Genomic DNA, 13,697 nt, shown 5'->3' with positions numbered 1-13,697 from the left:
GCTGACCTACGGTCCAAACGGCACCGGGGAGGGATATGGCTCCCTCCCCGGTGATTTCAACAATAGCTTCCGGGCAAAAAGGGGCCCCACGTCAGAGTGCTCCGAGACGAAGCGTCATGCTTTTTCGTCATCGTCCTTCTTGGGTGTATCGAGACCGGACATCAGCGAATTGATCGCATTGTCGCCGTCGAAACCGGCTTCTTTCATCAACCGGTCAAGGATCGGCTTATTCGCCTGATAGGCCAGAAGCTGGCCGGCCAGTCCCTCGCCCATGCCGATACCGCCGCCGGACGCGCCACCAGCACCGCCGCGGCCAAGCATGCCGCCGGTGTCGAAGATGCGGATATCCGAGATCTTCTCGATCGGCTTGACGGCTTCGGCTAGGGCCGCCGGGATGATGCGGATGCGCTCGCGGGTGATTTCGAACTCGATGATTGCGGCACTCAGACGGTTGCGCGCCTCGTTGAGCAAAGCTTCGCTCTCCGCCTGCGCCTTGCCGGTCTCCAGAATGCCTTTCGCCCGGATGATTGCCGCATCGGCCTCGGCCGTGGCCAGCGTCTTGATGGCATCGGCCTGGTCGGTCGCCGCTTGCTTTTCCGCTTCGGCACCGACGGTGACAGCGGTCGCCTCGGTTTCGGCCCTCTTGCGCGCATCGATGACGGCGATCTGGCGTTCGCGTTCGGCGATTTCCACCGCCTTTGCAGTGCCGACCTTTTCTTCAGCCGCAATCGCCAGGGCGCGTGCATTTTCGGCTTGCGCCTTGGCTTCCGATTCTTCGCGGCTCTTGTTGGCAACAGCGATGGCACTTTCCTGTGCCACGATTTGCAGGTCGCGCTTGGCCTCGGTGTCGCGTTGCTGAACGGCGCGGGCAGCGTCGATATTGGCACTTTCGCGAGCCTGCTTGGCCAGTGCCTCACGCTCGGCGATCGCCTGCTGCGAGTCGATGCGGGCTTCCTCCTCGGCGCGCTTGGCCGCCTGTTCCTGCTGCGCCGTTTCGGCTCGGGTGGCGGCCGACTTGTTGGCGATGTCGCGCTCCTGGCTCAGTTCCGCCTCGCGTTTCGTCCGGTCTATCGACAGCGTTAGCTGGCGCGCCTCAAGGTCTTTCTGGGCGATGGCCACTTCGGTATCGCGGACGATTTCGTTGCGCTCCTTCTTGCGGCCTTCGGTGATGCGCGTCAGGGCTGCCAGACCATGGGCGTCGAAGAAGTTGTTGGCGTTGAAGTGCTTGATGTCCGTCTGGTCGAGACGTGTCAACGAGACTGATTCCAGTTCCAGGCCGTTCGACTGAAGGTCGGCACCGACCGCTTCCTGAACCGCTTTCACGAAATCCATGCGCTGTTCCTGCAACGCGTCGAGCGTCATGGTGGCCGCGACAGACCGCAGGCCATCGACGAATTTCGCCTCGATCAGGACACGCAACTGCTCGGCATCATTGGTCCGGTCGCCGAGCGTCTGGGCCGCAAGCGCGATCGAAGATGCGTCCGGCTTCACACGAACGTAGAATTCCGCGCCGATATCCACGCGCATGCGGTCCTTGGTGATCAGCGCATCCCCCTCGCCGCGGCGAACTTCAAGGCGCAGTGTCTTCAGGTTCACCCGGGCGAATGAGTGAAAGATCGGCAGGACGATGGAGCCGCCGTCAAGCACGACCTTCTGCCCACCCAACCCGGTGCGTACATAGGCCTCGTCGCGGCTGGAGCGTGTGTAGAGAGATGCGATCACGAAACCTATGGCAAAAAGAGAACGACACCGATCGCGACAGGCCAAATGAGTTCAAACATGGTCATTGCTCCGTTGTGGGGTTGTCGGTCGCGGCCTGCAGGTCAGGGGGCGACGATGGCGGTAAAGATGTTCTTGGTGCGATCGACCAGAAGCACGATGGTACGGACAGGGATGGCCGCTTCACCGCGGGCGGCGCACGCACGCACCGTATGCCAGTTTCCATGGGCATCCTTCAGTTGCACCTGTCCGGGCAGCCCTTGGTCGAGAGGGCCGACCGTCACCTGCCCCGTCCGCCCGACGAGTTCGGTCAGATCGACGGCATAGGTCTCGTCGCGCGGCACAATGCGCGCAACCGCGAGGGTCGAATGGCGGGTCAGGGGATCGTGCAGATCACCGAAAGGGTCGCCGCAATGCTGGCCGGCAAGAGCCCGTAAACCTGGCTGGCGGCCATCTGGATCAACAGACCGCAGATCGCGAAGATGCCGAGAAAAAGCATAACCAGGATAAGGATGGGCACGCCGCCGACGTTGAACCAGGAGAAAATCCAGGACAGGCCATCATGACTGTCGATGGGATCGCCGAGCATATCGCTGAACGAAAACCCGATCACCATCGCCATGACCTCGATAACGGTCAGCGCAACCAGTATCGCGGCGGCTATGAAGAACGGGGCAGATTCAGGAGCGAGAAGGAGGCTCATCAGGGGCTTTTCCATCCGATTTCAAAAGGGCAAGTCTCGCTTCGATGGCCCGTTCGCGATGCAGCCGATCAAGCTCGTCGAGTTCCATTATACCGTTTCGCTCGCCCGCTGGAACTCCCGTCACGCGCGATACCGTAGCACTGGCGCGGGCCGATCGATCCGTCGGCTCCCGGCGACTTGGCGCTGACGTTTGGCCGTCTGGATAACGGTTCAGACTGCGTTTCAATTCGGTCAACCGTTCTTCCGCTTCGCGCCGGGTAGCCAAAACCGCCTGGAGCGCCTTTTGGCCCTCATCGACCTGGCTGCGCGCATCATCAAGCGCCTTGTCGAGGGCTGCGATCTGGGACTCCAGATCGATCTGCCGGGCGACACCGGCCTTTGCCAGATCATCGCGGCTAGCGGAAATCGCAACCTGGATTTTTTCGCCCAAACTGGCGATATCCGCGATGATTTCGCCGCGGCGGCTCCGGATGCGATATTCCTGCGCCTGCGCTTTGCCGAGATCGGCACGCGCCTCATCAGCTGCGGCGTCGATCTCCCGGATAGCTTGTTCAACCACAGCAACCTTGTTGACGTCTTCCGCCTTGTCGATCGTGGCATTGGCAATGCCTGCGATCAGACGGCCCATTCGGGAGAGAATTCCTTCGTTCATCGCACTGCGCTCCTGTGTTCGCGGCGTGTTGGGCGTCACGCCGATGTGGATTTCGTAGTGATCGGAATAAGCGACCAGACTGGCTGGAAAGGCTCCTTCCCACCCACTGGAATAGCCGGCAACATCAAAGCCGGCCGTGACCCGCCCGCGGACCGTCGCCAACGTCAGCAGCGACGGCCCCTTGATGGCAAAAAGCTTATCGTCCAGCGGCAGGCGCGGCGGCACCGGAAGCACCCCGCCATGACTGGCGAAATCGCGAAGCCCGAGCGTGACCAGACGCGAGGGCAGACCCGTTTGTTCACGCACGCGTTCATAGGCAAGTTCGTGCAAGGCCACGAGGTTGGCGCCAGCCTGCGGGGTTGCAACCTCCCGCAAGATCCGCATCATCTCCGCATAGGCGTTGAACGTCTCTTGCAGGGATTGCAGACCATATTCATCCAGCGCCAGCTCATAGCGCAGGTGGGACGGATGGGCCGGTGTTTGGTCTTTTTTCATGTGGAAAACATAAAGCACTTCTTTGGTGCTTTCAAGATGAATGATCAGAAATTCTCCTTTTGCGAAGGGTGTCAACGGAGGCAACTCGTACCAGCAGCACTTTCCGAAGAGGCGTCTCCCGGACCAGGAACATTTGCCCCGCACGCACACTCGGCAGATTTTCAGCGATCGCGAATATACTTGATAGACCTCTATTCGGACCGTTGCCTGATGGACGGGCTGAAAGCGCGATGCCATCATGGCGCAGCAGCGGTTGCCGGGAGAGCAGCCAGCCGTTCGAAAATGACCGGGAGGAATGGATGAAAAAGTCGGTATCGGCATCATTGGTTGCGGGAATATTTCAGGCGCCTATCTGAAGGCGATGGCTTCGTTTCCGGTCCTCGACATCCGTGGCATTGCCGATTTGAACGACGATCTCGCAACCGCAAGGGCGGCCGAATTCAACGTGACGGCCAGGGATATTGCGGCACTTTTCGCCGATCCGGACATAGAGGTCATCGTCAATCTCACCGTTCCAAAGGCGCATGTGACTGTCGCCCTGCAGGCGCTCGATGCCGGCAAGCATACCTATTCCGAAAAGCCACTCGGAATCAATTTTGCCGAAGGCAAAAGACTGGCAGAGGCGGCAAAGGCCAAAAGCCTGCGCATCGGCGCTGCACCCGATACCTTCCTTGGCGGCAGCCACCAGACAGCGCGCGAACTGATCGATCAGGGCGTGATCGGCCAGCCGGTCGGTGGAACGGCCACCTTCATGTGCCCAGGCCATGAGCGCTGGCACCCGAACCCGGACTTCTACTATGAGGTCGGCGGCGGTCCGATGCTCGATATGGGGCCTTATTACATCACCGATCTCGTCAACCTGTTTGGCCCCGTTTCCCAGGTTGCCGGCTTTGCGATCACACCGCGCACGGAGCGCACCATCACGAGCGAACCACGCAACGGCCAGCGGATCCCCGTGCAGGTGCCGACGCATGTTGCCGGTGTCATGGCCTTTGCCAATGGGGCGGTGGTGCAGATCGGCATGAGCTTCGACGTCGCCGGCCACAGGCATGTTCCGCTGGAAGTCTACGGCACCGAGGGAACGCTGATCGTGCCGGATCCCAACAATTTCGGTGGCGAGGTGGAACTCCTGAGAAAGGGCGGTGCCTTCGAGGTGCAGGAAACGACGCAGCCCTACGCCGACGGCAACTATCGCTCCATCGGCGTTGCGGATCTCGCGCATGCGATCCGCTCGAACCGCCCGCACCGGGCAAATGGCAGCCTCGCGCTGCATGTGCTTGAGGTCATGGAAGCTTTCCAAACCGCGTCCGATACCGGACGGACGATCACCATCACGACGGCAACGGAGCGTCCCGACGCTCTGTCGTCGTCTCTTATCGACGGGCGACTGGCTCGATGAGCGGCACACGAATTGAATTCAGGAGGAAAGACCATGCGTGAAGCACTGATCGTCTGGGGCGGCTGGAGCGGCCATGAACCGGAGGAATGCGCCACCGTTATCAAGGACATTCTGGAGGAGGACGGCTTCAAGGTCCGCGTCGAGGCAGGCACGGAAGCTTTTGCCGATCCCTCGGTGCATGATCTGTCGCTGGTGGTCCCCATCATCACCATGTCGAAGATCGAGAAGGACGAAATCAAGAACCTGGCCGCCGCCATTGAGAGTGGCGTCGGCATCGCCGGCTATCATGGAGGCGCCGGCGACAGTTTCCGCGACTGTGTCGATTACCAGTTCATCATCGGCGGCCAGTGGGTAGCACATCCAGGCAACATTATCGACTACCGGGTCAACATCACCCGGCCCGACGACCCGGTGATGCAGGGCATTGCCGACTTCCCTACACGTCAGAGCAATACTACATGCATATCGATCCCTCGAATGAGGTGCTGGCGACCACGACCTTTACCGGCGAACACGCCTCCTGGATCGATGGCGTCGTCATGCCGGTCGTCTGGAAACGCAAATACGGCAAAGGTCGCGTCTTCTATTCCTCCCTCGGCCACCAGGCGAAGGAATTCGACGTGCCGGAGATGAGGACAATCTTCCGCCGTGGCGCCAGCTGGGCCGCACGCTGACGCAAACCTTCGCATCGTGCCGGCAAACCATCGACCGGCACGATGTAGACATATATTCTATATAAGACTTTACAGTCTACATTTTCCGGATTAGTAGGATTGCACTGTCAATCGTTCCGGAGAGCCCCATGCAGATCGAGGAATTCACGCTTGAGCGGGTTCAGTCGCTTTACGAAAATCTGGTCGAATTCAATCTCTCCGACAGCGGCGTTCATCCCTATTCGCTGAAGGAACTGCTGACGCCGGAGCAGCTGCTTGGCCTGCACGATGTCGAACTCGGCTATGGCTGGACCAATGGCGGCGTCGAGCTGCGCGACACGATCGCCCGTCTCTACAAGGACCGCGACCGCGACAACGTCATGGTCACCAACGGCTCGGCCGAAGCCAATTTCATTCTCGTGATGACGCTGCTGGAGCCGGGCGACGAGATGGTTCTGTTTGTGCCGAATTACCTGCAGATTCGCGGCTGGGCGAAGGCCTTGGGCGTCACCGTCAAGGAGATCGTGCTGCGCGAGGAACTGGGCTGGCGGCCTGATCTCGATGAAGTGCGCGCTGCGGTCACGCCGAAGACCAAGCTCATCAGCCTCTGCAACCCCAACAACCCGACCGGCAGCCTTTTGCCGCGCGAAACCATGGACGCGTTGGTCGATATTGCCCGCGAACACGACGTCTATCTGCATGCCGACGAAATCTACAAGGGTTCGGAACTCGATACCGAGGAATCCATCAGCTTCGCGGACCTCTATGAGAAGGCCGTTGTCACCGCCGGCCTGTCCAAGGCCATGGCCCTACCCGGCCTGCGCCTCGGCTGGCTGGTCGGGCCTGCCAGGGAAATCTACGCCACATGGCAACGCAAGGACTACACATCGATCACGACAGGCGCACTCAGCGAGCATATCGCCAACATCGTGCTGCAGCCGGCCAAGCGCGGCGAAATCCTGTCGCGCAGCCGCCGGCTTCTCCGGGAAAACCGCGCCTTGCTGACCTCATGGATCGACGCGCACAACAACCTGTTTTCCTACCTGCCGCCACAGGCCGGAGGGATGGCCTTCGTCCGATACAACCGTGACATCAACTCCTCCGTGCTGGTCGATCGTGTCCGCGAGCAGAAAAGCGTCATGCTGGTCCCCGGCGACGTCTATGGGCTCGACGGCTACATCCGCATCGGCATCGGCGCGCAAAAACATCATCTGGAGGCAGGCTTGGGCCGTCTTGCAGATTTCATACGCAGTTGAGAGCGCAGGCATGAAGCCCGAGCTCGTGCCCTTTGCCGCCGTCTGCGACGGCATCGCCCAGCTGTTCCAGCCCTTCGTCGAGGTCGTGCTGCACGACCTCGAGACGGAGACGGCCGCCCATATCGCCGGCAACTTTTCCAAGCGCGAGATCGGCGAACCGTCGCTTTTGAACGAGATCGATTTCCGACCGATCGAGCGCATTCTCGGTCCCTATGAAAAGGTCAACTGGGACGGGCGGCGCATCAAGTCGATTAGCATCATCCTGCGCGACGCCAACGATCGGCCGATCGCGGTGCTCTGCATCAATGCGGATGTCTCGCATTTCCACGCGGTGATGCAGACGCTCAGCGCCTTTGCCTCTGTCCCTGTCGATCACGACAAGCCGGCAAGCCTCTTCAAGGAGGACTGGCACGAGCGCATCAACGAATACATCCAGAACTGGACGACGTCGCGCGCCCTGATTATCGCAAACCTGACGCGCGACCAGAAGCAACAGCTGGTCAAGGACCTGTCGGCCGACGGCGCTTTCGGCGGCAGGAACGCAGCCGCCTATATTTCCCGCGTTCTCGGCATGGGCCGTGCCACGGTCTATAAATATCTCAACCAGGAACGAGCGGCGGACGAATGATCATCCTGTCGCGCGCTGAAATCGAAGCCCTCGTGGATCTCGACGCCGGCCTGCATGCGGTCGAGCAAGCCTATATCGCCGCCTCGCAAGGGCGCGCGACGATCCCGCCAGTGGGCTACATCGCTTTCCCGCAAGCAGACGGCGATTGCCATATCAAATACGGGCACATCGCCGGCGATCCGATCTTCGTCGTCAAGATCGCGAGCGGCTTCTATCGTAACCCGTCGATCGGACTGTCCACGTCCAGCGGCGTGATGCTGGCGCTTTCGGCGACGACCGGACAGTTGCAGGCAATCCTGCTGGACGAGGGCTTCCTGACGGACCTGCGCACCGGCCTTGGCGGCGCCATTGCAACACGAGCACTCTGCCGAAAAGACGCCCGGCGCGTCGCAATAATTGGCTCAGGCATTCAGGCGGGCATGCAGATCCGTTGCCTGCACCGGGCGATGAAGGACAGGTCGCTTACCTTCGCCCTCTGGGCACGGTCCAAAACAAAAGCAGCCGGGATTGTCGAGACGCTTGCAGAGGAAGGCATAGCGGTCGAGCTTGCCAGAAACCTTGAAGCCCTCTGCCGATCGGCGGATACCATCATCACCACCACGCCGTCCCGCGAACCGCTGGTCTGCAGCGACTGGATACGGCCGGGCACGCACATCACCGCCATCGGTGCGGATGCGCCCGGCAAGCAGGAACTGGAAACTGCACTGGTGGCGCGCGCAGACCACCGGATCGCCGATCGCCTCGAACAATCGCTGGCGCATGGCGAATTTTCCACAGCCTTCGAGGCAGGAGCGATTATGCTTGAAAGCTGCCGTGAGTTGGGCGCAGTCCTAGATGGGGCCGTAAAAGGCCGGCAAAATCAGGACGAAATTACCATCGCCGATCTGACAGGCATCGCCGTCCAGGACATCGCGATCACCCGGGCGATCCTCGATGCCCATAGGCGAACTTGACAAAGCGGCTCCGCTTCTTTCAACTTGAGACATTCACCAGGGGGTCCCGTCAAGGGGCTGAGATACTGCTGGTCGGATCGGTTTTGGCCGACCGAGGCGCAGTGACCCGTTGAACCTGATCCAGTTCATACTGGCGTAGGGACGGTGCAAGCGCTGCCACGATTCCGGTTCATCCGGGATTCGTGTCGGCGTCTTTCCATCTTTCCGGCTCTCCAGAACTGGGTCTCCAACGCAACATTGGAGCCTCACTATGAATATCGCCGCCAAGACCACGCTTCTGACTGTCACGCAAGGCCCACTTCCCGCCTCGCGCAAAATCCACAAGCCCGGCATTCTGCACCCCGATATCCGCGTCCCCATGCGCGAAATCAGCCTGCACCCAACGTCAGGCGAACAACCGGTCGTCGTCTACGACAGCTCCGGCCCCTACACGGACGCGGCCCACACTGTGAGCATCGAACACGGCCTGCCGCGTCTGCGCGAAAGCTGGATCGCCGCCCGGTGCGACGTCGAGGCCTATGATGGCCGCCACGTGAAGCCGGAAGACAACGGCTTTGTTTCAGGCGAGCGCCTGACGCCGGAATTTCCGGTGCGCCACACGCCGAAGCGCGCAAACAGCGGCAAGGCCGTTACCCAGCTCGCCTATGCCCGCGCCGGTATCGTCACGCCGGAAATGGAGTTCATCGCCATCCGTGAAAACCTCGGCCGCGCAGCGCCGAACGCACCGCTTGTCCGGGACGGAGAAAGCTTCGGTGCGCATATTCCCGATCATGTGACCGGCGAATTCGTTCGTCAGGAGGTCGCCGCCGGTCGTGCGATCATTCCGGCGAATATCAACCATCCGGAACTGGAGCCGATGATCATCGGCCGCAATTTCCTGGTCAAGATCAATGCCAATATCGGCAATTCCGCCGTCACCTCCTCCATGGCCGAGGAAGTCGAAAAAATGGTCTGGGCCATCCGCTGGGGTGCGGATACGGTCATGGACCTCTCCACCGGCCGCAACATTCACAATATCCGCGACTGGATCATCCGCAATTCATCCGTCCCGATCGGCACAGTCCCGCTCTACCAGGCTCTGGAAAAGGTGGGCGGCATTGCCGAAGACCTCACCTGGGAGGTCTATCGCGACACGCTGATCGAGCAGGCCGAACAGGGCGTCGACTATTTCACCATCCATGCCGGCGTGCGCCTCGCCTATATCCCGCTCACCGTCAACCGGGTTACAGGCATCGTCTCGCGCGGGGGCTCGATCATGGCCAAGTGGTGTCTGCACCACCACAAGGAGAGCTTTCTCTACGAGCACTTCGAGGAAATCTGCGACATCTGCCGCGCCTATGACGTCTCCTTCTCGCTCGGCGACGGCCTGCGACCGGGTTCGATCGCTGACGCCAATGATGCGGCCCAGTTCGCAGAACTGGATACACTTGGCGAACTGACGCAGATCGCCTGGGCCAAGGATTGCCAGGTGATGATCGAGGGCCCCGGCCACGTGCCGATGCACAAGATCAAGGAAAACATGGACAAGCAGCTGAAGGTCTGCGGCGAAGCGCCGTTCTATACGCTCGGTCCGCTAACCACCGATATCGCACCGGGCTATGACCACATCACCTCGGGCATCGGGGCGGCGATGATCGGCTGGTTCGGCACCGCGATGCTTTGTTACGTCACGCCGAAGGAGCATCTGGGCCTACCGGATCGCAACGACGTCAAGATCGGCGTCATCACCTACAAGATCGCCGCCCATGCGGCCGATCTCGCTAAGGGGCATCCGGCAGCCCAGCTGCGCGACGACGCCCTGTCGCGGGCGCGCTTCGAGTTTCGCTGGGAGGACCAGTTCAACCTGTCGCTCGACCCGGAAACGGCGCGGTCCTTCCATGACGAGACCCTGCCGAAGGAAGCGCACAAAGTGGCGCATTTCTGCTCAATGTGCGGCCCTAAATTCTGCTCCATGCGGATTTCCCATGACATCCGGGCGGAGGCGCAGAAGGAGGGGCTGGAGGCGATGGCCGCGAAGTTCCGCGAGGGTGGAAAGCTTTACATGCCGCTCGGCGACAAGCCCGACGCGCCACAGGCCGGAGAGTGAGCATGCGCGTCCTGATCAAGGGGGCCGGCATTGCCGGCCTCACGGTTGCCCATGAACTCGCCACGTCGGGTGCGAAGGTCGAGGTCATCGACACGGCAGCTGGTGTCGGCACCGGCGCCTCCGGCTTTGCCGGCGGCATGCTGGCCCCCTGGTGCGAGCGCGAAAGTGCGCCGGACGCTGTGCTGACGCTCGGCTGCCGGGCAGCGGACTGGTGGGATGCGGCTCTGCCGGGCCATGTGGCGAAAAACGGCACGCTGGTGGTCGCGCCTGCCCGCGACGAGGCGGAGCTGCGGCGCTTTGCCGGTCGAACCTTAGGCTTCGAATGGCTGGACGAGGACGCAATCGCATCGCTGGAACCCGCCCTTGCCGGACGCTTCCGACAGGCGCTGTTCTTCCGCAACGAAGCGCATCTCAATCCGCGCGCCGCACTGGCCGGGCTTCACCGAAAACTGCTCGGGATGGGTGTCTCGTTCTGTTTCGGAGTTGTGCAGGACGAAGACCCCTCAGGCTTCGACCGGATCGTCGATTGCACCGGACGCAACCGGATCGGCAACACGAAGGACCTGCGCGGGGTGCGGGGCGAAATGCTGCACCTCAAAACGCTGGAGGTTTCCCTGTCGCGTCCGGTGCGCCTGCTGCATCCGCGCATTCCGCTGTACATCGTCCCCGTGGCAACGGCCTGTTCATGGTCGGCGCCACGATGATCGAGAGCGAGGATGATGGTCCGATCACCGCCCGCTCGCTGATGGAGCTGCTGAACGCCGCCTATACACTGCACCCTGCCTTCGGCGAGGCGCAACTCATCGAGACCGGCACCGGCGTTCGCCCCGCCTTTCCCGACAATCTGCCACGGGTGTTCGAAAGCGACGGCCGGATCTTCGTCAACGGTTTCTACCGGCACGGCTTCCTGCTGGCGCCAGCCATGGCCCGTGAGGTCGTCGAACGGATCGGACTATCCGGCACCAGGCTTTCTCATCGCAGTGAGCAAGGAGCGAAACAGCGCATGCAGGAAGGACATCCATCATGAAATTGATCATCAACGGCGAAGACCATGACATCACCAGCCAGACGCTCGCCGAATTGCTGGTTTTGCTCGATTACGAAGGCGACTGGCTGGCGACGGCCGTCAATGGCGAGATCGTCCACCGAGAGAACCGCGCCGCTTTTCGCCTCAACGACTGCGACCGGATCGAAATCTTGTCACCGATGCAGGGAGGATGACCATGCTCGAACTCTATGGAACCAGGGGCTCCTCGCGCCTGCTGCTCGGTACGGCGCGTTACCCCTCCCCGCCATTCTCGCCGATGCGGTGCGAGCGTCGAAAACCGAGATCCTCACCGTCTCCCTGCGCCGTGAAATGGCGGGCGGCAAGCAGGGCGGCGCCTTCTTCCGGATGATCGGCGATCTCGGCACGCGCATCCTGCCCAATACCGCCGGCTGCCACACGACGTCCGAAGCGGTGCTGACCGCGCAGATGGCGCGCGAGGTGTTCGGCACCAACTGGATCAAGCTGGAGGTCATCGGCCATCACGACACGCTGCAGCCGGATGTCTTCGCGCTCGTAGACGCTGCCCGCATTCTCTGCGCCGACGGCTTCGAGGTCTTCCCTACACGACCGACGATCTGGTGGTGGGGGAAAAGCTGCTCGATGCCGGCTGCAAGGTGCTGATGCCCTGGTGCGCGCCGATCGGCAGTGCCATGGGCCCGCAGAACATTCCGGCGCTGCGCAGCATGCGGGCGCATTTTCACGACGTGCCGCTGATCGTCGATGCCGGTCTCGGCCGCCCGTCGCACGCCGCCCTCGTCATGGAGCTGGGCTTCGATGCCGTTCTCTTAAACACCGCCGTGGCTGGCGCAAACAATCCCGTGCAGATGGCCAGTGCCTTCGCCGCCGCCATCGAGGCCGGGCGTTCTGGCTACAAAGCGGGCCTGCTGGAACCGCGCGACATGGCCGTGCCCTCGACACCCGTCATCGGAAAGGCGGTGTTCTCGTGAAGCTTGATCCGTTCTACCTCATTGTCGATAGGGCCGACTGGATCGACCGCCTCGTGCCGCTCGGCGTTAAGCTGGTGCAATTGCGGATCAAGGATATGCCGGAGCATGTGCTTCGCCAGGAAATTCGCCGCGCGAAAACGATCTGTGCGGCGTATGCGTGTCAGTTGGTCGTCAATGATCACTGGCAGCTGGCAATTGAGGAAGGCTGCAATTTCATCCATCTGGGCCAGGAAGATCTGGCCACCGCCGATCTGGACGCCATCCGCCGGGCCGGATTGAAACTCGGCCTCAGCACCCATGACGAAGCGGAACTCGAAACCGCCCTTTCAGCCAAGCCGGATTACATTGCACTCGGTCCGGTCTACCCGACCATCCTGAAAAAATGCCTTGGGCGCCGCAGGGACTGGAGCGGCTTTCCGAGTGGCAGCGGAAAGTCGGCGATTTGCATCTGGTGGCGATCGGCGGGCTCACTATCGATCGGCTCGACGGCGTCTTTGCCGCGGGTGCCGACAGCGCGGCCGTCGTCACCGATATCACGCTGCATGCCGACCCAGAGGAACGCACACGGCAATGGATTGGGAAGACCAGTCAGTGGCGCTAGTTGAGCCACCCTGCGTGCTGGTCGTTGCCGGCAGCGATTCCTCCGGTGGCGCCGGAATGGCGCGCGACATCGAAACCATTGCCACACTCGGCGGAAAGACCTGCCTTGCCGTCACGGCAATCACGGTCCAGACCCATCATTCTGTCCGGCAGGTGTTAACGCTGGATGCCGATCTCGTAGCGGCGCAGATCCGGGCAGCGCTTGAGGCCAACAGTGTCTCGGCGGTCAAGATCGGCATGCTGGGGACACAGGCGATTGTCGCCGCGGTGGCGAGCGTGCTGCGCAACCATCCGCAGCTTCCCGTCATTCTCGATCCGGTGCTGGTCTCATCGTCGGGAGGTCTGCTCTTGCCGGGCGATGCTCTTGACTGCCTGAAGCAGGACCTTCTGCCGCTCTGCCACCTTATAACACCGAACCTACCGGAACTCGCTGTGTTCTCAGGCGCTTTACGGCCAGCAGAAGACGACGAGGAAGCGATCGTACAGGCCGGCCTCTTCCTGTCAGGGGAAACGCCGTATTGATCAAGGGCGGCCATGGCGCTGGCCCGCAATCCCGGG

The 13,697-nt window shown here is 61.6% G+C and carries 8 protein-coding genes, 6 pseudogenes and 1 riboswitch; of the genes and pseudogenes, 11 read left to right on the top strand and 3 right to left on the bottom strand.

Features of this window, described 5'->3' with window-relative positions:
* Positions 1 to 114: 114 nt before the first annotated feature.
* The 3 genes and pseudogenes from P6U16_RS14845 to P6U16_RS14835 all read right to left on the bottom strand — a co-directional run bounded on the left by P6U16_RS14845 (position 115) and on the right by P6U16_RS14835 (position 3,569).
* Positions 115 to 1,781, bottom strand: a pseudogene (locus P6U16_RS14845) (flotillin domain-containing protein).
* A 42-nt stretch (positions 1,782 to 1,823) separates the two neighbouring features.
* Positions 1,824 to 2,422 (bottom strand): annotated as a pseudogene (locus P6U16_RS14840) (OB-fold-containig protein).
* A complete protein-coding gene (locus P6U16_RS14835) occupies positions 2,400 to 3,569 on the bottom strand; it encodes a PspA/IM30 family protein (RefSeq protein ID WP_277701197.1) in 1,170 nt (389 codons plus the stop codon). The pseudogene P6U16_RS14840 and the gene P6U16_RS14835 overlap by 23 nt, the downstream one beginning before the upstream one ends.
* A 295-nt stretch (positions 3,570 to 3,864) precedes the next feature.
* Between P6U16_RS14835 and P6U16_RS14830 the strand changes: the two genes are divergently transcribed.
* The 11 genes and pseudogenes from P6U16_RS14830 (at position 3,865) to P6U16_RS14780 (ending at position 13,661) form a co-directional block, all read left to right on the top strand.
* Entirely contained in the window at positions 3,865 to 4,968 is a 1,104-nt protein-coding gene (locus tag P6U16_RS14830) for a Gfo/Idh/MocA family oxidoreductase (protein WP_277701196.1), read from the top strand.
* A 33-nt stretch (positions 4,969 to 5,001) separates the two neighbouring features.
* Positions 5,002 to 5,642 (top strand): annotated as a pseudogene (locus P6U16_RS14825) (ThuA domain-containing protein).
* Between the two features lie 128 nt (positions 5,643 to 5,770).
* Complete coding sequence (locus P6U16_RS14820) at positions 5,771 to 6,877, top strand: aminotransferase class I/II-fold pyridoxal phosphate-dependent enzyme (RefSeq protein ID WP_277701195.1); 1,107 nt, start codon at positions 5,771 to 5,773, stop codon at positions 6,875 to 6,877.
* Between the two features lie 10 nt (positions 6,878 to 6,887).
* Positions 6,888 to 7,505 carry a PAS domain-containing protein gene (locus P6U16_RS14815; protein WP_277701194.1) on the top strand — a complete coding sequence of 206 codons (618 nt, stop codon included), beginning with the start codon at positions 6,888 to 6,890 and terminating at the stop codon, positions 7,503 to 7,505.
* A complete protein-coding gene (locus P6U16_RS14810; protein WP_277701193.1) occupies positions 7,502 to 8,458 on the top strand; it encodes an ornithine cyclodeaminase family protein in 957 nt (318 codons plus the stop codon). Before P6U16_RS14815 ends, P6U16_RS14810 begins: the two co-directional genes overlap by 4 nt.
* Before the next feature lie 28 nt (positions 8,459 to 8,486).
* Positions 8,487 to 8,618: riboswitch (TPP riboswitch) on the top strand.
* Positions 8,619 to 8,708: 90 nt separating this feature from the next.
* On the top strand, positions 8,709 to 10,544 hold the full coding sequence (gene thiC / locus P6U16_RS14805; protein WP_277701192.1) for a phosphomethylpyrimidine synthase ThiC: 1,836 nt from the start codon (positions 8,709 to 8,711) through the stop codon (positions 10,542 to 10,544).
* Between the two features lie 2 nt (positions 10,545 to 10,546).
* A pseudogene (gene thiO / locus P6U16_RS14800) lies at positions 10,547 to 11,571 on the top strand (glycine oxidase ThiO).
* Positions 11,568 to 11,765: a sulfur carrier protein ThiS gene (gene thiS, locus P6U16_RS14795; RefSeq protein ID WP_277701191.1), complete on the top strand. Its 198-nt coding sequence runs from the start codon at positions 11,568 to 11,570 to the stop codon at positions 11,763 to 11,765. The pseudogene thiO and the gene thiS overlap by 4 nt, the downstream one beginning before the upstream one ends.
* Positions 11,766 to 11,767: 2 nt before the next feature.
* Positions 11,768 to 12,539, top strand: a pseudogene (locus tag P6U16_RS14790) (thiazole synthase).
* Positions 12,536 to 13,140: pseudogene (locus tag P6U16_RS14785) on the top strand (thiamine phosphate synthase). Before P6U16_RS14790 ends, P6U16_RS14785 begins: the two co-directional pseudogenes overlap by 4 nt.
* The gene (locus P6U16_RS14780; RefSeq protein WP_277701190.1) at positions 13,131 to 13,661 is read left to right on the top strand and encodes a hydroxymethylpyrimidine/phosphomethylpyrimidine kinase; all 531 of its coding nucleotides are present in this window, start codon (positions 13,131 to 13,133) and stop codon (positions 13,659 to 13,661) included. Before P6U16_RS14785 ends, P6U16_RS14780 begins: the two are co-directional and overlap by 10 nt.
* The last annotated feature ends 36 nt before the right edge of the window (positions 13,662 to 13,697 follow it).

This window comes from Rhizobium sp. 32-5/1 (genome assembly GCF_029537235.1).
Lineage (GTDB): Bacteria > Pseudomonadota > Alphaproteobacteria > Rhizobiales > Rhizobiaceae > Pararhizobium.
This window is presented reverse-complemented; position numbering and strand designations above follow the sequence as displayed.